The organism is Albibacillus kandeliae, assembly GCF_003116585.1.
Taxonomy (GTDB): Bacteria; Pseudomonadota; Alphaproteobacteria; order Rhodobacterales; family Rhodobacteraceae; genus Albibacillus; species Albibacillus kandeliae.
In genome coordinates this window covers 189,519-207,282 of record NZ_QEHM01000003.1, presented here as the reverse complement: position 1 = coordinate 207,282, position 17,764 = coordinate 189,519, and the positions used below count along the sequence as shown (strand labels likewise).

Annotated in this window: 17 protein-coding genes; 11 read left to right on the top strand and 6 right to left on the bottom strand. The window is 65.6% G+C overall.

Annotation, left to right across the window (positions count from 1 at the left end):
• Nucleotides 1-12: 12 nt before the first annotated feature.
• Nucleotides 13-1,089, top strand: coding sequence for an OmpA family protein (locus DDT93_RS06900; RefSeq protein WP_109465081.1), 1,077 nt, complete (start codon nucleotides 13-15; stop codon nucleotides 1,087-1,089).
• 104 nt (nucleotides 1,090-1,193) lie between these two features.
• On the opposite strand, the gene DDT93_RS06895 is transcribed toward DDT93_RS06900, so the two are convergent.
• Genes DDT93_RS06895 through DDT93_RS06870 form a run of 6 tightly spaced genes read right to left on the bottom strand, consistent with a single transcriptional unit; the run spans nucleotide 1,194 to nucleotide 6,168 of the window.
• Nucleotides 1,194-2,600, bottom strand: coding sequence for a DUF4384 domain-containing protein (locus DDT93_RS06895; protein WP_109465080.1), 1,407 nt, complete (start codon nucleotides 2,598-2,600; stop codon nucleotides 1,194-1,196).
• Nucleotides 2,597-3,004, bottom strand: a complete 408-nt coding sequence (locus tag DDT93_RS06890; protein WP_109465079.1) for an ExbD/TolR family protein — start codon at nucleotides 3,002-3,004, stop codon at nucleotides 2,597-2,599. Before DDT93_RS06890 ends, DDT93_RS06895 begins: the two co-directional genes overlap by 4 nt.
• Nucleotides 3,001-3,429 (bottom strand): ExbD/TolR family protein, encoded by a 429-nt coding sequence (locus DDT93_RS06885; protein WP_109465078.1) that lies wholly within the window; start codon nucleotides 3,427-3,429, stop codon nucleotides 3,001-3,003. Before DDT93_RS06885 ends, DDT93_RS06890 begins: the two co-directional genes overlap by 4 nt.
• Nucleotides 3,430-3,443: 14 nt before the next feature.
• Nucleotides 3,444-4,067 carry a MotA/TolQ/ExbB proton channel family protein gene (locus tag DDT93_RS06880; protein ID WP_109465077.1) on the bottom strand — a complete coding sequence of 208 codons (624 nt, stop codon included), beginning with the start codon at nucleotides 4,065-4,067 and terminating at the stop codon, nucleotides 3,444-3,446.
• A 3-nt stretch (nucleotides 4,068-4,070) separates the two neighbouring features.
• Nucleotides 4,071-4,508: a hypothetical protein gene (locus DDT93_RS06875; RefSeq protein WP_109465076.1), complete on the bottom strand. Its 438-nt coding sequence runs from the start codon at nucleotides 4,506-4,508 to the stop codon at nucleotides 4,071-4,073.
• Nucleotides 4,509-4,542: 34 nt separating this feature from the next.
• Nucleotides 4,543-6,168, bottom strand: a complete 1,626-nt coding sequence (locus tag DDT93_RS06870) for a hypothetical protein (RefSeq protein ID WP_109465075.1) — start codon at nucleotides 6,166-6,168, stop codon at nucleotides 4,543-4,545.
• A gap of 176 nt (nucleotides 6,169-6,344) precedes the next feature.
• Between DDT93_RS06870 and tssA the strand changes: the two genes are divergently transcribed.
• The 10 genes from tssA (at nucleotide 6,345) to tssH (ending at nucleotide 17,708) form a co-directional block, all read left to right on the top strand.
• Nucleotides 6,345-7,403, top strand: coding sequence for a type VI secretion system protein TssA (tssA, locus tag DDT93_RS06865; protein ID WP_109465074.1), 1,059 nt, complete (start codon nucleotides 6,345-6,347; stop codon nucleotides 7,401-7,403).
• Nucleotides 7,404-7,500: 97 nt separating this feature from the next.
• Nucleotides 7,501-8,010 (top strand): type VI secretion system contractile sheath small subunit, encoded by a 510-nt coding sequence (tssB, locus tag DDT93_RS06860; protein ID WP_109465073.1) that lies wholly within the window; start codon nucleotides 7,501-7,503, stop codon nucleotides 8,008-8,010.
• A gap of 17 nt (nucleotides 8,011-8,027) precedes the next feature.
• Nucleotides 8,028-9,524 (top strand): type VI secretion system contractile sheath large subunit, encoded by a 1,497-nt coding sequence (tssC, locus tag DDT93_RS06855; protein WP_109465072.1) that lies wholly within the window; start codon nucleotides 8,028-8,030, stop codon nucleotides 9,522-9,524.
• 69 nt (nucleotides 9,525-9,593) lie between these two features.
• Nucleotides 9,594-10,091 carry an Hcp family type VI secretion system effector gene (locus DDT93_RS06850; protein ID WP_109465071.1) on the top strand — a complete coding sequence of 166 codons (498 nt, stop codon included), beginning with the start codon at nucleotides 9,594-9,596 and terminating at the stop codon, nucleotides 10,089-10,091.
• Between the two features lie 76 nt (nucleotides 10,092-10,167).
• Nucleotides 10,168-10,665, top strand: coding sequence for an Hcp family type VI secretion system effector (locus DDT93_RS06845; RefSeq protein ID WP_109465070.1), 498 nt, complete (start codon nucleotides 10,168-10,170; stop codon nucleotides 10,663-10,665).
• 69 nt (nucleotides 10,666-10,734) lie between these two features.
• Nucleotides 10,735-11,586: a type VI secretion system accessory protein TagJ gene (locus DDT93_RS06840; protein WP_109465069.1), complete on the top strand. Its 852-nt coding sequence runs from the start codon at nucleotides 10,735-10,737 to the stop codon at nucleotides 11,584-11,586.
• Nucleotides 11,579-12,076: a type VI secretion system baseplate subunit TssE gene (gene tssE, locus DDT93_RS06835; protein ID WP_109465068.1), complete on the top strand. Its 498-nt coding sequence runs from the start codon at nucleotides 11,579-11,581 to the stop codon at nucleotides 12,074-12,076. Before DDT93_RS06840 ends, tssE begins: the two co-directional genes overlap by 8 nt.
• A 1-nt stretch (nucleotide 12,077) precedes the next feature.
• On the top strand, nucleotides 12,078-13,955 hold the full coding sequence (tssF, locus tag DDT93_RS06830; RefSeq protein ID WP_109465067.1) for a type VI secretion system baseplate subunit TssF: 1,878 nt from the start codon (nucleotides 12,078-12,080) through the stop codon (nucleotides 13,953-13,955).
• A complete protein-coding gene (gene tssG, locus DDT93_RS06825) occupies nucleotides 13,919-14,989 on the top strand; it encodes a type VI secretion system baseplate subunit TssG (RefSeq protein ID WP_109465066.1) in 1,071 nt (356 codons plus the stop codon). The genes tssF and tssG overlap by 37 nt, the downstream gene beginning before the upstream one ends.
• A 4-nt stretch (nucleotides 14,990-14,993) precedes the next feature.
• Nucleotides 14,994-17,708: a type VI secretion system ATPase TssH gene (gene tssH, locus DDT93_RS06820; RefSeq protein ID WP_109465065.1), complete on the top strand. Its 2,715-nt coding sequence runs from the start codon at nucleotides 14,994-14,996 to the stop codon at nucleotides 17,706-17,708.
• Nucleotides 17,709-17,764 lie beyond the last annotated feature (56 nt).

Sequence of the window (17,764 nt, the reverse complement as noted above, 5' to 3'; positions counted from 1 at the left end):
CGAGGGAGTCCGATGACCCGTTTCTTCAGCCGCCGAACCCTGTTGCCCCGGATACTGGCATTGCTTCTCGCGATTGCCGTGGTCGAACCGGTGGCCGCGCAATCCGCCGATCCCTTCGAGAATGGCTGGATCCTCGATGCCGAGTCATCCGACCTGCGCTTTCTCTCGGTGAAGAAGGGTGACCTGGCCGAGACCAGCCATTTCGTGAATCTCTCGGGGCTGATCACCCCGGACGGCAAGGCGCAGGTGAAGGTGCTGATGGACTCGGTCGATACCAGCATCGACCTGAGGAACGTGCGGATGCGCTTCCTGTTCTTCGAAACCTTCAAGTTCCCCGAGGCGGTGATCTCGGTGGAGCTGTCGCCGGACGTTCTGCGCGACCTGCATTCCACCCGCCGCAAGTTCGTGACGCTGCCCTATACGCTGACCCTGCACGGCGTCACGCTGGAGAAGGAGGCCGACGTCGCCGTTACCCTGATCAGCAACGACCGGGTGAACGTTTCCTCGACCACGCCGATCGCGGTGAAGCTCTCCGACTTCAATCTCGAGGGCGGTCGCGAGAAGCTTCAGGAGGCGGCGAACGTGGATATCGTGCCGCTGGGCGTGGTCAGCTTCGACTTCGTCTTCGACCGGTCGAGCCCCGGCACCCCGCCGAGCATGGAGCAGTTGGCGACCGTCGCCACACCGGGCGCCGCGGCGCTGGAGACCAAGGGCAACATGGACCGCGAGGCCTGTGTCGGGCGCTTCGATATCCTCTCGCGCACCGGGAACATCTATTTCAACCCGGCCAGCGCGCGGCTCAGCCCGGAAAGCTACCCGCTGCTCGACAACCTCTATGACATCGTGAACCGCTGCCCGGACCTGGTGATCGAGGTCGGGGGGCACACCGACTCGGACGGCAGCGACGCCACCAACCAAGCGCTGAGCGAGCGCCGCGCCGGTGCGGTCGCGGCCTACCTTGGCAGCAAGGGCATCGCCTCGGCCCGGATGAAGGTCGTCGGTTACGGCGAGAGCCGCCCGGTGCGTGCGAACGACAGCGCCGAGAACAAGGCGCGCAACCGGCGGATCGAGTTCACCGTTCTGAACTGACGGCTGGCGGCGCAGGAGGGGGCGCTGCCCCCTCTTGGCCCGGCGGGCCAATTCACCCCCGGGATACTTGAGAACCCAAAGAAGTGGGGCCGTGCGCTTCGCGGTCACCGTTCGGCGGTGGTGACGAAGAAATAGACCCATTCACCCTTGAAGCCAGGATCGGCCGCTCGGGCCTGTGCCACACGGTCCTTCAGCTCGGCGAGGTAGGGCGCGGCAGGTTCGAGCAGGGGGCGCAGCCCGTCGTAGAGCGGGGAGGAGGCGGCGAAGGCCACCGCGATCTCCTGCCCGTAGGGCGGACCGACCAGCATCTGCAGGCCGGGATCGCCTGCCTTTTCCGCGCCGATGCGGATCGCGCTTTCGGGCTCGGCACGGGCCAGCGGCACCTGCTCGTTCGGTGCGAGGTGCAGCACGTTGCCGTCCGCATCGAAGTAATCGACGTAGACATAGGCCGGGTAGTCCGGCGCGGTGATGTCGAAGAACAGGCGCTGGTCCTTCACGAAGCCCAGCACGCGCGCCTGCGTGTCCTCGCCGATCAGCAGCGGGTTGGTGATCTGGTCGGTGGATTGCGGCAGGCCCACCTCGCCGATGCCCGCGAGCGCGCCGCACTGGGGGCGGGGCAGGATCAGGATGTTGTCCGACACGCCGATGTCCGCGCCCATCTGCGCCTGCAGCGCGGCGAGCACCGGGGCGCGCAGGTCGCCCTCGGGGATATGGCCGTTGACCTGCAGGGTGGTGGTTTCCGGGTCGAAGGAGACCTGCAGGCGGGAGCAGGGCACCTGCGCCAGCAGGGCCGAGACGCCATCTCGCAGCGGATCCTCCCCGGCCTTGAGGTCTCCCGGTTGCATGAAGCTCTGGAAGGCGGCGAGGGAGGCCGGGTCGACCGTGCCGTCGCCACCGGGGAAGGCGAGCGTGGCCTTGACGCTGGCGGCCTGCGGCGCGGCCTCGGGGGCTGCCTGGGTGTCCAAGCGGGCAAGGTCGAGCGGCTGGCTTTCCGGCACGGCGAGCGCGGCGGGCGCTGTCGGTGGCGGCAGTGGGTCGGCGGCGACGCTGTCGGGCAGGGCGGCGGGCAGGGCGGTTGCGGCGGGCTCTGGGCTGGAGGCCAGCGGGAGCGCGGCGGGAATGACGGCGGCGGCGGCCGTTGCCGGGGCCGTGCCTGCCGTCAGGGCCTGCGTTGGAGCGGCGGCGGGGGTGACCACCGGGCCAGAGGCGGGGCGCGGCGCGAGGGGCTGGGCGGTGGCGGTCAGCTGTTCGGCGCGCGACTGCGGGATGGCGCCGGGGTCGAGGCTCGCGCCCTCGGTGCTGGCCTCGCTGGCGGCTTCGCTCGGAGGCGGCGCCTCCTTTGCGGCGGTGCGTTCGAGATCGTAGGCCTCGACGTCGAGCCTTGACTGCGGTGTCGGCTGTTCGGTCACCGGGTCGGGCCGGAGCGCGACCAGCAGGAGACCGGCGACGGCGGCATGGGCGGCGACCGACCCGCCAAGGCCCGCGGCCCAGAGCAGGGCGCGCGCGCTCATGGCTGGTCCGCCGGGGTCACGACCAGCACCACGTCGCGAAAGCCCATCGCCTCGGCCGCGCCGACCAGCGGCAGCACGTGGCGCAGTTCGGCCGCCTTGTGGGCATTCACGCGCAGGCGCAGGTCGGGATCCTCGGCAAGCAGGGCGGCGAGGCGGCTGTCGAGCGTGGTGCGGTCCAGCGCCTGGCCGTCGAGGGCCAGCGCGCCATCAGCGGCGATGGCGAGTGTCGCCCCGCCCGCGGGCATGTCCGACCCGGTGGTGGCCAGCGGCGGAGAGACCTCGAAGGGCGCTGTCGCGTCCATCCTGCCGATCAGCATGAAGAAGATCAGCAGGAAGAGCACCACGTCGATCAGGGCGATGATGGTCTCGGAGTGCTGGGCGGGCGCGGGGCGGCGCAGCTTCATGGCCGCGCCTCCAGCCGGATGACGCGCAAGCGCTGGACGCCGGCGCGGGTGGCCACGTCCATCACCGTGATCAGGGCCTGCGTGGTGGCGCCGCCCGAGGGCAGGATCAGCACCTGTGCCAGCGGTTCCCCGGCGAGCAGGTCGCGCAGGGCCCGGTCGAGACCCGCCGCGTCGAGCGGCTGGCCGCGCAGCACCGGCACGCCGTCGGCACCGAGGCGGATCATCGCGGTCCCCGTCCGGCCGGGGGTGGTCGCGGTTGCGGCGGGCTGGTCCTGTTGTCGGACCGCCGGGATCATGTCGAGGTTCAGGTAGGTCGAGGTGACCATGAAGAAGACCAGAAGGATCAGCATCACGTCGATCATCGGCACCAGCGAGATCAGCGGGCCGTTGCGGGAGCGACGTTTCAGCGTGACCTTGCTGGCCATCGGCCTGCCTCCGGTCAGAGGTTCGGGTTCTGGTCGGTCAGCATCAGCTCGCCGACCGCGCTTTCGATTCCTTGGGCGGCGCGGTCGATCCGGGCCGAGAGCAGCCCGGCGGCGACCGCAGCCGGGATGGCGACCAGCAGGCCCGCCGCCGTGGTGAGCAAGGCCTGCCAGATGCCACCTGCGAGGACCGAGGCATTGGCGGCGCCCTCGGCCATCTCGAGCTGCTGGAAGGACTGGATCATGCCGAGCACGGTACCGAGCAGGCCCAGCAGGGGCGAGACCATGGCGATCAGCTCCAGCAGGCGGATGAGCGAGCCCATCTCGGCGACTTCCTCGTTGCCGCGCCGGGTCAGTTCAGCCTCCAGCGCCGGGCCCCTGAAGCCGGCAGCCAGCGCCTTCATGGCGTAGGCGGTGACCCGGTCGGCGGGTGACTTGCCGCCTTCGACGGTCTGCCGCGCGCCATGTTTGTCGCCGGATTTCCACTGTTCAAAGGCGCGCGCCCGCAGCGCGGAGCCGGAGCGCACCGGCCAGAGCTGGAGGATCTTGACCACGATCAGGGCGAGCGAGAGAAGCGACAGCACCGCGAGGACAAGGATGATGGGGCCGCCGCTGCCAAGGGTCTCCAAGGACATGCCCATGACCTACTTGACCAGCTGGGCGCTGGTCTTGCTGGTCAGCGACAGGATGGGGAAGCAGTCCATCTCTTCCCCGTTCTGCGGTTTGCAGGAGGTGAGGTCGTGCAGCAGGATTTCCGAGATGTCGGAACAGGCGAGGCCCGGGATCTCGAAGAGCTTGAGCGTGGTGCGCGCGACCGGCAGCGGCGCCGCGTCGATCGAGAGGAGCCGGTCGATCACCCCCTCCGCATCGAGGATCGCGAGGCTCATCTCGAAGCCCTCGAAGCTGTTGTCGGTATCGTTGCGGAACAGGAAGTAGGCGCGGCAGCCGCCGCCCTCGATTTCCTCGAACTTGTTCAGTTCCACGCCGAGACCGCCCTTGGCGGTGGTCTCTTGCGCGGTCACGGGCAGGGCCGCGACAAGGGCAGCGGCCAGGCCGCCGACCAGGGTTTTCAGAACCGCCATCGTCTCCTCCGGGTTGCGGTGGCCTCGTTCGGTGTCACGCGGCGAGCGCGTCGCTCACCTCGCCCAGCGACGCCAGCGCGGCGCCGCGGATGTTGGTCTGCACGAAGCCGTTGTTGTCGACGTCCTTGAAGAACTCGCCGTCGAGCACACCGCGGTAGCTGTCGACGATCTGGCGCGCCTTGGCCTTGAGCTTGTCGCGCGCGTCACCCTCGGGCGCCTCGACCAGCTGTTCGAGCGTGTCCTCGAGGTTGCTGTCGATGTCGTTGAGGTAGTTGAACAGCGACGAGGTCTTGGACGAGACGTCCTCAAGCCCTTCGACGTCGGCGGTCATCGAGTCGATGGCGGACTTCAGGCCTGCCAGTTCGGAGCGCAGCGCGGCGCGGGTCTTGATCCAGGCGAGGCGGGACTGGACGTAGGGCACGAGGTTCGCCGGGATCGAGGCATCGGCCTCCTGCGCGGCGGCGGTGCCGGTCATGGTCGCGGCGGCCTTGAGCAGTTCGGCGACCTTGCCCGCAGCGGCGAGAGCCCGGTCATAGGCACCGTCGGCGGCCAGTTCCTTGGCGTAGTTGAAGGCACGGTTGATCGCGTCGAGGTCGCCGCGCTTGTCGGCCATCGCCTTGTCCACCAGCGGTTGCAGCTTGGACTCAGCGGCCTCCCATTTCTTCTGTTCCGGCGAGGTGGCGGTCTGATCGCCGGTCTGGGACATCGCCTTCTGCGTCGCGTCCTCGATGCGGTCGAGCGCGATCGCGGCGGTTTCGAGCTGGCCTTCCTTGATCATCTTGGCGGCCTGTCCGAGCGCGGCCAGCAGCTTGCTCTTGATCGGGTCCTGAAGGCCGTCGATGGCCTGCTTGACGCTGGCGGCACGGGCGGCGAGGGCGCGCGCGTCCTGCTGGTTGCCCGGCGCCGGCTTGTCCTTGGCCTCGTCGTTGCTGCTGGTTTCCTGGGTCGGGGCCTGCGGCGCCTCGGGCGCCTCCTTGGCAACATTCCCCAGCTTGGCAACGGCGGCTTCGAGCGTCGCGACCGACTTTTCGGCGGCTTGCAGGTCACCGGACTTGAGCTGTCCGACAGCGGCTGCGAGCAGCGCCCGGAGCTTCTCGCCGATGGTTCCCTGTGTGGCGAAGATGGTCGGTTGCACAGCTTTCAGGCGAGTGGCCAGGGCCTTCTGGAGCGCGACGAGATCTTCCTTGCCGTCCTCGTCTTCCTCGCTCTCGCCGGTCTCACCCTCTTGCGCATCGTCCTGCGCGTCCTCGGCATCGTCCTCGTCGAAACCGATGGTATCATCGTCGAATTCCGGATCGTCGGGCAGGTCCTCGATATCGCTCTCAAGTTCCTTCCCGTCAGGCCCTATAATCACGATGTTGAGGTTGACCTTGTCCTTTTTCAGGAGCTTCTTCAGCGACTTGGCCATCGTCGGTACGACGGACTCGCAGGTCAGCGTCATCAGCTTCTTCTCTACGGAACACATCCCGTAGGCGACCTTCATGCCGGTGCTTTCCTTCTTGGCCAGCTTGCCAAGCATCCCGGGCGTCTTGCGCTTGTCGATGGCGAAAACGCTCTCTTCCGGTTTCTTTCCGGGGGAATAGGCGAAGGCCAGTGGTTTCTTCTTCGTCAGCTTAACAAGCTTCTTAAGCTCGGGGCCTTTGAGATTTACGTCACCCATGACCAAACTCCCGACAACGGTTCGAAATGCAATTGACTTTGAGGAAACGATAAGGCTGTCTAAGCGTCAAGCTATTGTTTTTTTGTACTGTGTGAAGTCGTTTACTGTACAGATTGCCGGGGTGGGCTCGAAGGTGGCGATTGCTCACAGCTTGACGGTCTCGGAGGAAGACAAACATGGACCCGGTAGCCCTACTCGAAGCGCGGAGCGATGACGCTCCCAGCGGCGAAAATCTCGAATACGATCCGGTCTTCGTTGAAATGGAACTCGCGGCACAGCCCGGCGAGGAAACCCAGATCGGCGACACCATCACCGCGGCGGAAGATCCCGACTACAAGGAAGTGATCGAAAAGGCGCAGGAAGTGCTGCAACGCAGCCACGACCTCCGCGCCGCGGTCTACCTTGCCGACGCGATCCTCCATACCGAGGGTCTGATCGGTTTCTCCAAGGTGACGACTTATATACGCGGCTGTCTCGAACAGCACTGGGCGACCTGTCACCCGGAGCTCGACGAGGATGACGACGACGACCCGACGATGCGGGTCAACGCGATCCAGGGCCTTTGCGGCAATCCGGGCGGGCAGAGCGGCCCGTCGCCGGTCTATCGTTCGCTGCGCAGCACGCCGCTGAGCGAAAGCCGCGGTTTCGGCCGTTTCACCATGCGCGACATCGAGATTGCCGAGGGCCTTTCGCAGGCGCCCGAGGGCATGGACCGCATTCCCGATTCAGCGAGCATCTCGGCCGCGTTCCAGGACAGCGATGAAGAGGTCGTGCAGGGCCGTCTCAAGGCCGCGCAGACCGCGCTCGACGATCTCAAGGCAATTTCCAAGGTGTTCGACGAGAACACGCCCGGTCAGGGCCCCGAGCTTGATCCGGTGATCAAGCTGATGGGGCAGATCGCCAAGGCGCTCGGCAAGTACGCCGGTGGCGACGCGGTCGAGCCGGAAGAGGACGGTGCGGAGTCGGACGACGGCGCACCGATGGCCATGGCCGGTGACGCGCCCGCGCGTGCCGGAGGCGGCGCCGTGGGCGCCATTCGATCCCCCAACGATGTGGCCAACGCCCTTGACCGCATCATCGAGTATTACCAGCGCTACGAACCTTCGAGCCCGCTGCCGATCCTGCTGCGTCGGGCCAAGCGACTGGTAAATGCGGATTTCCTGACGATCATTCGCGATATCGCCCCTAACGGGATTGATAACGTGAATCTCGTCGGTGGCATTGACGACGAATAAAAAGCGCAGGCGCGCCAAAAAAATGCCACGCCTGTGATATGGTTCACAGAAAGACACGCAAAGTGGGTACATATTAGGGACATCAAGGGAGCTATACATGGCTGGAAGTTCACAAAAATTCATTGCGCGCAACCGAGCGCCCCGGGTGCAGATCGAATATGATGTCGAACTGTACGGTGCCGAGAAAAAGGTCCAACTGCCCTTCGTGATGGGGGTCATGAGCGACCTGGCCGGCAAGTCCGAGGTGGAACAACCCCCGGTTGCTGACCGCAAGTTTCTCGAGATCGATGTCGACAACTTCGACAGCCGGATGAAGTCGATGGCACCGCGTGCCGCCTTCACCGTCCCGAACACGCTCACCGGCGAAGGCAACCTCGCCGTGGACATCACCTTCGAGAGCATGGACGACTTCTCGCCCGCCGCGATCGCCGCCAAGGTCGAACCGCTGCGCGAGCTTCTGGAAGCGCGTACCCAGCTGTCGAACCTGATGACCTACATGGACGGCAAAACCGGGGCCGAGCAGTTGATCACCAAGATCATCCAGGACCCCAGCCTGCTGAAGACGCTGGCGGCCCAGCCGGCGCCCAAGGCTGACGGCGAAGAGTAAGGGGAAAGGACGGGACAATGGCAGAAGAACAAGCCCAGGTCGAAAGCGCAGGCGCAGCAACCGCATTCGGGTCCTCTGAATTCGAGAGCCTCCTGCAGAAGGAATTCCGGCCGAAATCCGACCAGGCCAAGACGGCGGTCGAGAACGCGGTCAAGACCCTGGCCCAGCAGGCGCTGGCCAATACCGCGCTGATCTCCGACGACGCGCTGCGCTCGATCGAGAGCATCGTGGCCGAGATCGACAAGAAGCTGACCGAGCAGGTCAACCTCATCCTGCACCACGAAGACTTCCAGCAGATGGAAAGCGCGTGGCGGGGTCTGCACTACCTGGTGAACAACACCGAAACCGACGAGATGCTCAAGATCCGAGTGATGAACATCTCGAAGAAGGACATGCACAAGACCCTGCGCAAGTTCAAAGGCACCGCCTGGGACCAGTCGCCGATCTTCAAGAAGGTCTACGAAGAGGAATTCGGCCAGTTCGGTGGCGAGCCCTACGGCACGCTGGTGGCGGACTACCACTTCGACCACAGCCCGCAGGACGTGGAGCTGCTGGGTGAGATGTCCAAGATCGCGGCCGCGGCACACGCACCGCTGATCACCGGCGCCAAGCCGACGCTGTTCCAGATGGACAGCTGGTCGGAACTGGCCAACCCGCGCGATCTGACCAAGATCTTCCAGACGCCGGAATACGCCTCGTGGCGGTCGCTGCGGGAAAGCGAAGACTCCAAGTACGTCGGCCTCGCGATGCCGCGCTTCCTGGGCCGTCTGCCCTACGGCGCCAAGACCGAGCCGGTCGAGGAATTCGCCTTCGAAGAGGACACCGACGGTGCCGACAGCTCGAAGTACGGCTGGGTGAACGCTGCCTACGGCATGGCGGTGAACATCAACCGCTCGTTCAAGGAATACGGCTGGTGCTCGCGGATCCGCGGCGTGGAAAGCGGCGGTGCCGTTGCCAACCTGCCCTCTCACACCTTCCCCACCGATGACGGTGGCGTGGACCAGAAGTGCCCGACCGAGATCGCGATCTCGGACCGGCGCGAGGCCGAGCTTGCCAAGAACGGCATGATGCCTCTGATCCACCGCAAGAATTCGGACATCGCCGCCTTCATCGGCGCGCAGTCGCTGCACAAGCCTGCGGAATACGATGATCCGGATGCGACCGCGAACGCAAACCTGGCGGCCCGTCTGCCATACCTGTTCGCGACCTGCCGCTTTGCACATTACCTCAAGTGCATGGTGCGCGACAAAGTTGGTTCGTTCAAAAGCCGCAACGACATGGAAAACTGGCTGCAGAACTGGATCAATCAATACGTCGACTTCAACGCGGACGTCTCGTCCGAACGTGAAAAGGCACGGAAACCACTCGCCGCTGCCGAAGTCGTCGTAGAGGAAGTGGAGGGTAACCCCGGCTATTACTCGTCGAAGTTCTACCTCCGTCCTCACTATCAGCTCGAAGGGTTGTCAGTGTCCCTGCGGCTGGTTTCGAAACTGCCTTCCGAGAAAGGTGCGTAATTGAGGCATCTGGAAGGCTTGCCCCCCCAATAAATGGCGCAGATCGCCGACCCCCTGAAAGGATAGAACATGGAAAATACCTTTATCTACATCGACGACATCAAGGGCGAGAGCCTGGAACGCAACCACAAGGAATGGATCCCGGCCAAGACCCTGTCCTGGGAAGTCACCCGGACCCTGGACATGGATGACCTCGGCACCACCCAGCGTGGCTACGCCAACTCGAGCTTCGGCAAGGTCAGCGTCAGCACCGAACTGAGCGTCGCGTCTCCGAAACTCATGCTCTCGGTCGCCGACGGCACCGTGCGCAAGGAGATCAAGATCGAGATGTGCCGGTCGGGCGACAGCTCGGGCCACGGCATGGAGCCCTACCTGATCTGGAAGCTCTACGACGTCGTGATCGACAAGTACGAAGTCTCCGGCGGCGAAGAGCAGGTGCCGGAAGAGAACTGGGACCTGGCCTACCGCCGCATCGAGATCGAGTACAAGAAAGCCGATCCGAAAACCGGCGCCCTGTCGACCGGCGGCAACTTCAGCTGGGATCTCATGGCTGGCGAAATGGGCTGAGGCCCAGCCTGAAATGACCTGTCCGGGCCCTTTCTGGGCCCGGATCTGTTTCGATTTCTGTCTGGATGGCGTGTGAATGGAAAATACCTTTGTAAAGATTAATGACATCCAGGGCGAAAGCCTTGAGCGCAACCATGTCGACTGGATTCCGGCCAAGTCCCTGTCGTGGGAACTGTCGCGCACCATCGACGTGGGTGACATGGGCACCGCGCAGCGCGGCTTTGCCAACTCGAGTTTCGGCAAGGTCAGCATCACCACCGAGCTGAGCATCGCCTCTCCGAGGCTGATCCTCTCGGTCGCGGATGGCACCGTGCGCAAGGAAATCAGGATCGAGATGTGCCGGTCCGGCATCAGTGGGGCCAAAGCCATGGAACCCTACCTGATCTGGACCCTCTACGACGTCGTCATCGACAAGTACGAGGTTTCGGGCGGTGAAGAGCAGGTCCCGGAAGAGAACTGGGATCTCGCCTATCGTCGCATCGGTGTGGAGTACAAGACCGCCGATCCGAAGACCGGGGGGCTGAAGACGGGCGGAACCTTCGACTGGAGCGTCACCGACGGCGAAATGGGCTGAAGACCCCCGGCCGGCGCCAACTGGCGGCGCCGGCCGGGGTGGGAACTACAAAAACGGGAGCAGGGACGGATGACACCAGAAGAGCATTTGAAGGCGGGCGATCTAGATGCGACGCTCGCGACCTTGCAAGACAAGGTCCGCAAGGATCCTGCCAATCCGAAACTGCGCATCTTCCTGTTCCAGCTGCTCTGTGTCCTAGGCGACTGGAAACGCGCGATCACCCAGCTGAAGCTCTCCGCCGAGATGGACGAGGCGGCGACCATGATGGCGCGGACCTACCGCGAGGCGATCATCTGCGAAGTCTACCGCGAGAAGGTCTTCGCGGGCGAGAAGGAGCCGCTGATCTTCGGCGAGCCGCAGGAATGGCTGGCCCTGCTGATCGAGGCGCAGAAGCTGACGGGCATGGGCAAGATGACCGAGGCCGCCGACCTGCGCGCGCGGGCCTTCGACGCGGCACCGGCGGCAGGCGGGCAGGCCGACGGACAGAAATTCGAATGGATCGCCGATGCCGACATGCGGATCGGGCCGGTTCTGGAAGTGATCGTCAACGGGCGGTACTTCTGGCTGCCGTTCAGCGCCATCGGCAGCCTTGCGATCGAACCGCCGAGCGATTTGCGCGACGCGGTCTGGACCGCGGCAAGCCTGACACTGATGAACGGCGGCAACGTTCCCGCGCTGATCCCGACCCGCTACGCCGGCACGACCGAGCGCGGCGACGCGGCGGCCAAGCTGGCGCGCGCGACGAGTTGGGAGGACGCGGGAGGCGAGACTTTCGTGGGCCTTGGCCAGCGGCTGCTGGCCACCGACGAGGGAGATATTTCGCTGATGGATCTGCGCCTGCTCCGCATGGACGCGTTCGATCCGGAAGCGTTTGCGGTGGATGCAGGGGGCGAAACCGGGGAAACGGCATTGGATGGCTGACAAGACCATTTCCGAAAGACTGCAACCGTCGCTGCTCGACCGGCTGACGGACAAGGAGCCCGGCCAGCTCAAGGAAACACGCGATTTCCGCGTGATCGACCTGTCGCGCCTGCGCGAGATCATCCAGCGCGATCTGTCGTGGCTGCTGAACACCAACAACATCGAGAGCAGTCTCGACCCCGAGATCTATCCGAACGTCACGCGGTCGGTGCTGAACTACGGGCTGCGCGAGGTTTCGGGCGAGTTCTCGACCGCGGAGCGGGCGGAACTGATCCGGCGGTCGATCGAAAAGGCCATCGAGATCCACGAACCCCGCATCATCCGGGGGTCGGTCGACGTGGCCCTGAGCCCGGAAGACGACGAGGGCGAGATGACCATCGCCCTGAACATCCGGGCCGACATGTGGGCCCAACCCCTGCCGATGGAGCTGTACCTGCGCAGCAAGGTCGATGTGACCACCGGCGAAGTCCTCGTGGAACGGAGCGCGTAACATGGATACGCGGTTGATGAAGCACTACGAGAGCGAACTGCTGTTCCTGCGCGACATGGGCGCAGAGTTCGCCGAGGCCTATCCCAAGATCGCCTCGCGGCTCGGGATGGAAGGGGTCGAGGTGCTGGACCCCTATGTCGAGCGGCTGCTGGAGGGCGTCGCCTTTCTCTCGGCCCGGGTCCAGCTCGAGCTTGAGCTTCAGTTCCCGGCCTTCACCAGCAACCTGCTCGAGATCGTCTATCCGCACTACCTTGCGCCGACGCCCTCGATGATGATCGCGGCCTTCGAGCCCGATATCGGCAACTCGGCGGTCAAGAGCGGTTACGTCCTGCCGCGCCACACGGTGCTGCGCTCGCGCCTTGCCGAGGGCGAGCAGACGCCCTGCGAATTCCGCACTTCGGCCGACCTCGCGCTCTGGCCGATCGAGATCGCCGAGGCCGAGTATATCGACGGACGGGGCGAACTGGTCGCGGCCGGTGTTGCCGGGCATACCGATGCACGCGCTGCGGTGCGCCTGCGCCTGCGCCGCAAGGACGGGGACAAGATCGCCAAGCTGCCGATGGATGACCTTGCCGTCTACCTCGGCGGCGGGGGCGGCAACGGCTGGGCGCTGCTGGAACTGCTCTGCACCCAGACCCTGGGCCTCTGCGGACGCTCCACCGACCGGCGGGCCGACTGGGCGCAGCCGCTGGCGGCTGGCCGGGTCCGGCCGCGCGGGTTCGAACAGAGCGAAGCGCTGCTGCCGACACCGCGCCGGTCGTTCGACGGCTACCGGCTGCTGCAGGAATACTTCGCGATGCCCGAGCGGTATCTCTTCGTCGAGCTGAAGGGGCTGCAACCGGCCCTCGAACGCGCCGAGGGATCGGACGTGGATATCTACATCCTGCTGGGAGAGACGCGGCGCGAGATCGGGCCGATGGTGACGCCCGAGGCCTTTACCCTGCACGCGGTGCCCGCGATCAACCTGTTCCCCAAGCGTTGCGACCGTATCCACGTCCGCTCGACCGAGACCGAACAGCACATCGTGCCCAGCCGTACGGCTGGCCTCGATTTCGAGATCTACAGCCTCGATCAGGTGGTGGGGATCAGCGGCGAGGGCGAGGAGGACGTGGTGTTCCGCCCGTTCTATTCCTCGACCGATTTCACTGCCGCGGGCGAGATGCACCCGGCCTATTACTCGATCCGCCGCAGGATGCGTCAGCGGTCCGAGAAGGAGCGGCTGCGCGGTGTGCGGACCTCCTACCTCGGGTCCGAGGTCTACCTCACGCTGGTGGACCGCAACCAGGCGCCCTATGCCGCCGGGCTCGACCAGTTGGCGGTGCGGGCGCTCTGTTCCAACCGCGACCTGCCCATGCTGCTGTCGACCGGCGACAAGGACGTGTTCCAGCTGCCCGAGGGCGGCCCGGTCAAGTCGATCCGGCTGCCGGTGTCGCCGACCCGGCCGCACCCGACGCTGGCGCAGGGCGATACCGCGTGGCGGCTGATCAGCCACCTGAGCCTGAACTACCTCTCGATTGTCGAGACCGGCAGGGGCAGCGCGCCGGAGGCGCTGCGCGAGCTGATCGGGCTCTATGCGCCGCTGGGCGACCGGGTCACCGAGAAGCAGCTCGAGGGCATTGTCGGGGTCGCGTCGCGGCCCATCGTGCGGCGGATGAGCGACGAGGTGCTGTCGACCGCCGTGCGCGGGCTCGAGATCACCATCGAGTTCGACGAGAGCTTCTTCGAGGGCACCAGCGTCTTTGTCCTTGGGGCCGTGCTGGAGCGGTTCCTTCGCAGATATGCCACGATCAACAGCTTTACTGAAACCGTCCTGAAAACGCAGAAACGCGGGGAAATTGCCAGATGGCGACCGGAAAGAGGCCTGGGCCGGATGATCTGAGCCACCTGGGAAGGCTGGCACGCGAACCTGAAAGACATCATGTCTTTCAGGCGCTTCGGATTATCGAGGCGGCTTATCCGGACAACCCGAGGCTGGGCGAGAGCCGTCGACCCCGCGAGGACAAGGTGCGCCTTGGCCAGGAGGCCGAGCTTGCCTTTCCTCCGTCGACCATCGCAAGTTTCACGCCGCCGGAGGGGAAGAAGCCCGCGCGGCTGATCAACCGTTTCTTCGGCCTGTTCGGTCCGCAGGGCCCGCTGCCGCTGCAGATGACCGAATACGTGCGGGACCGCTACCGCAACCACCGCGACCGGACCATCGTCGCCTTCGTGGACATGCTGATCCACCGGATGATGGGGCTGCTCTACCGGGCATGGACCTCGGGCCAGCCGGCGCCGAGCTTCGACCGGGGCGACGACCCAATGGCGCGCAAGGTGGCGGCGCTGGGCGGGTTCCACGGCGACTATCTGCGCGACCGCGATGCGCTGCCTGATCTCGCCCGGCTGCACTACGTCGGCCACTACGCCCAGAGCGCGCGCAACCCCGAGGGGCTGGTCTCGATCCTGTCGGCCTTCTTCGAGGCGCCGGTGGAGCTGGAGGAGTTCATCGGCTCGTGGCTGGAGCTCGAGCCGGACGACCAGTGGCAGCTTGGCGCACGGGTCGGGCTGGGGCTGGGCACCAGCATCGGCAGCCGGGTCTGGACCCGCGCCGACAAGTTCCGCATCCGGATCGGGCCCCTGTCGCTGGCCGATTACGAAAGGCTTCTGCCCGGCGGCGAGGCGCTTGACCGGCTGCGCGCGGCCGTGCGCAATTACGTCGGGGACGCGCTGGATTGGGACGTCAACCTGATCCTCGCGGGAGACGAGGTGCCGCGCGCCGGATTGGGCGGGACAACGCGGCTTGGGCATACCAGTTGGACCGCGTCGCGCCGGGACGCGGATGAGGAGAGGCCGGATGCAGGCGACCTGTTTCTGCATCCCGGCGCAATTACAGAACATGTGACGCCCGTCGCGGGCGCGATTACTTTGGGAAGGTAATAGGATGACCGAAATCAGCCGAGTGTCCCTTTTCGGGAAGCTGAACAAGCTGGGCTATCAGGCCGTGGAGAGCGCGACCGTCTTTTGCAAGATGCGCGGCAATCCCTACGTGGAGGTCGTCCACTGGCTGCACCAGATCCTGAACGGTCAGGACAGCGACATTCACCGCATCGTCGATCACTACAAGCTGGACACCGGCAAGATCGCGACCGAGATGACCCGGGCGCTGGACCAGCTGCCGCGCGGGGCGACCTCGATCTCGGACCTGTCCGAACACCTGCTCGACGCGATGGAACGCGGCTGGGTCTGGGGCTCGCTGCTCTATTCCTCGAGCCAGGTGCGCACCGGCCACCTGCTGCTGGGGATGCTCAAGACCCCGGCGCTGCGCAACATCCTGACCAACATCTCGCCCGAGCTGGCGCGGATCGGGCCCGACGACCTTGCCGACAACTTCCGCAAGATCACCGATGGCTCGCCCGAGGAAAGCCTGCGTCCGCAGGATGGCTCCTCGACCGGCGGCGGGGCCGAGCCCGGCGAAGCCAGCGGCGCGCGCAAGGCGCAGCTTGGCAGCACCGAGGCGCTGGACCAGTTCTGTACCGACCTGACCGAACAGGCGCGCAACGGCGACATCGACCCTATCGTCGGCCGTGACGAGGAGATCCGGCAGGTCATCGACGTGCTGATGCGCCGTCGCCAGAACAACCCGATCCTGACCGGCGAGGCCGGCGTGGGCAAGACGGCGGTGGTCGAGGGCTTTGCCCTGCGGATCGCGCGCGGCGACGTGCCCCCGGCGCTGAAGGACGTGCGCCTGCTGGTGCTGGACGTGGGCCTGCTGCAGGCCGGCGCCAGCATGAAGGGCGAGTTCGAGGAACGTCTGCGCAGCGTCATCGACGAGGTGCAGGCCAGCCCGATCCCGATTGTCATGTTCGTGGACGAGACCCACACGCTGGTCGGCGCGGGTGGTGCGGCGGGCACGGGCGACGCGGCCAACCTGCTGAAACCGGCACTTGCGCGCGGTACCCTGCGCACCATCGGTGCAACCACCTGGGCCGAGTACAAGAAGTACATCGAGAAGGACCCGGCGCTGACCCGCCGTTTCCAGGTCGTGCAGGTGGACGAGCCGGGCATCCCGAAGGCCATCCTGATGATGCGCGGCATCGCCTCGATGCTGGAGAAGCACCACCGCGTGCAGGTGCTGGACGAAGGGATCGAGGCGGCGGTGACGCTCTCGGCCCGCTACATCCCGGCGCGGCAGCTGCCCGACAAGTCGGTGAGCCTGCTCGACACCGCCTGCGCCCGCGTGGCCGTGTCGCAGCACGCGGTGCCGGCAGAGGTGGATGACAGCCGCCGCCGTCTGGAGGCGCTGGCGACCGAGATGGAGATCATCGACCGGGACGAGACCGCCGGTTACGACGTGGCCGACCGCCGCGAGGCCGTGGGAGCCGCGAAGGAGACCGAGGAAGCGCGGCTGAAGGAACTGGAAGCCCGCTGGGACGGTGAGAAGGCCGTGGTCGAGCAGATCCTCGACCTGCGCGCCAAGCTGCGCGAGGGCGCCCAGCCCGCCGACAAGGCGGCCGTGGACGAAGCCGCCGAGGAACAGGCGGGCGAGAGCCCGCTGAGCGAGGAGGCCCGGGCCGACCTGCTGGCGCAGCTCAAGGCCAAGAACAAGGAGCTGGAGGAGCTGCAGGGTGACAGCCCGCTGATCCTGCCCATCGTCGACCATCAGGCCGTGGCCTCGGTCGTCGGCGACTGGACCGGCATCCCGGTGGGCCGCATGGTCAAGGACGAGATCGAAACCATCCTCGAGCTGGAGAAACGGCTGGCGCAGCGCGTCATCGGTCAGGACCACGCGATGAAGATGATCGCCAAGCGCGTGCAGACCTCGCGCGCCGGGCTCGACAATCCCTCCAAGCCCATCGGGGTGTTCCTGCTGGCCGGGACCTCGGGCGTCGGCAAGACCGAGACTGCGCTGGCGCTGGCCGAGATCCTCTATGGCGGCGAGCAGAACGTCATCACCATCAACATGTCCGAGTACCAGGAGGCCCACACGGTGTCCTCGCTCAAGGGCGCGCCTCCGGGCTATGTCGGCTATGGCGAGGGCGGGGTGCTGACCGAGGCGGTGCGGCGCAAGCCCTACTCGGTCGTCCTGCTCGACGAGGTGGAGAAGGCGCACCCGGATGTGCACGAAATCTTCTTCCAGGTGTTCGACAAGGGCGTGATGGAGGATGGCGAGGGCCGCGTGATCGACTTCAAGAACACGCTGATCCTGCTGACCTCGAATGCAGGCTCGGACATGATCATGGACATGTGCTCGGACCCGGACCTGATGCCGGAGCCCGAGGGCATCGCCAAGGCGCTGCGCGACCCGCTGCTCAAGATCTTCCCCGCCGCGCTGCTGGGCCGACTGGTGACGATCCCCTACTACCCGCTCAGCCCGACGATGATCGCCGAGATCACCAAGCTGCAACTGAACCGCATCAAGAAGCGGGTACAGGAAGCGCATGGCGTGCCGTTCGAATACACCGACGCGGTGGTCGATACGATCGTCGAACGTTGCCAGGAACTGGAGAGCGGCGGCCGGATGATCGACGCCATCGTGACCAACACCATGCTTCCTGAAATTTCTGCCGAATTTTTGCGCAGGATGATGGAAGGAAAGGAAATTTCCAAGGTCGCACTCGATGTGAGTGATAACGAGTTCACTTACAGCTTCGATTGAATGGGGCAATCGAAAGGGAGGGCCCTGCGTGACAGGGCCTTCCGTTGACGAAAGCA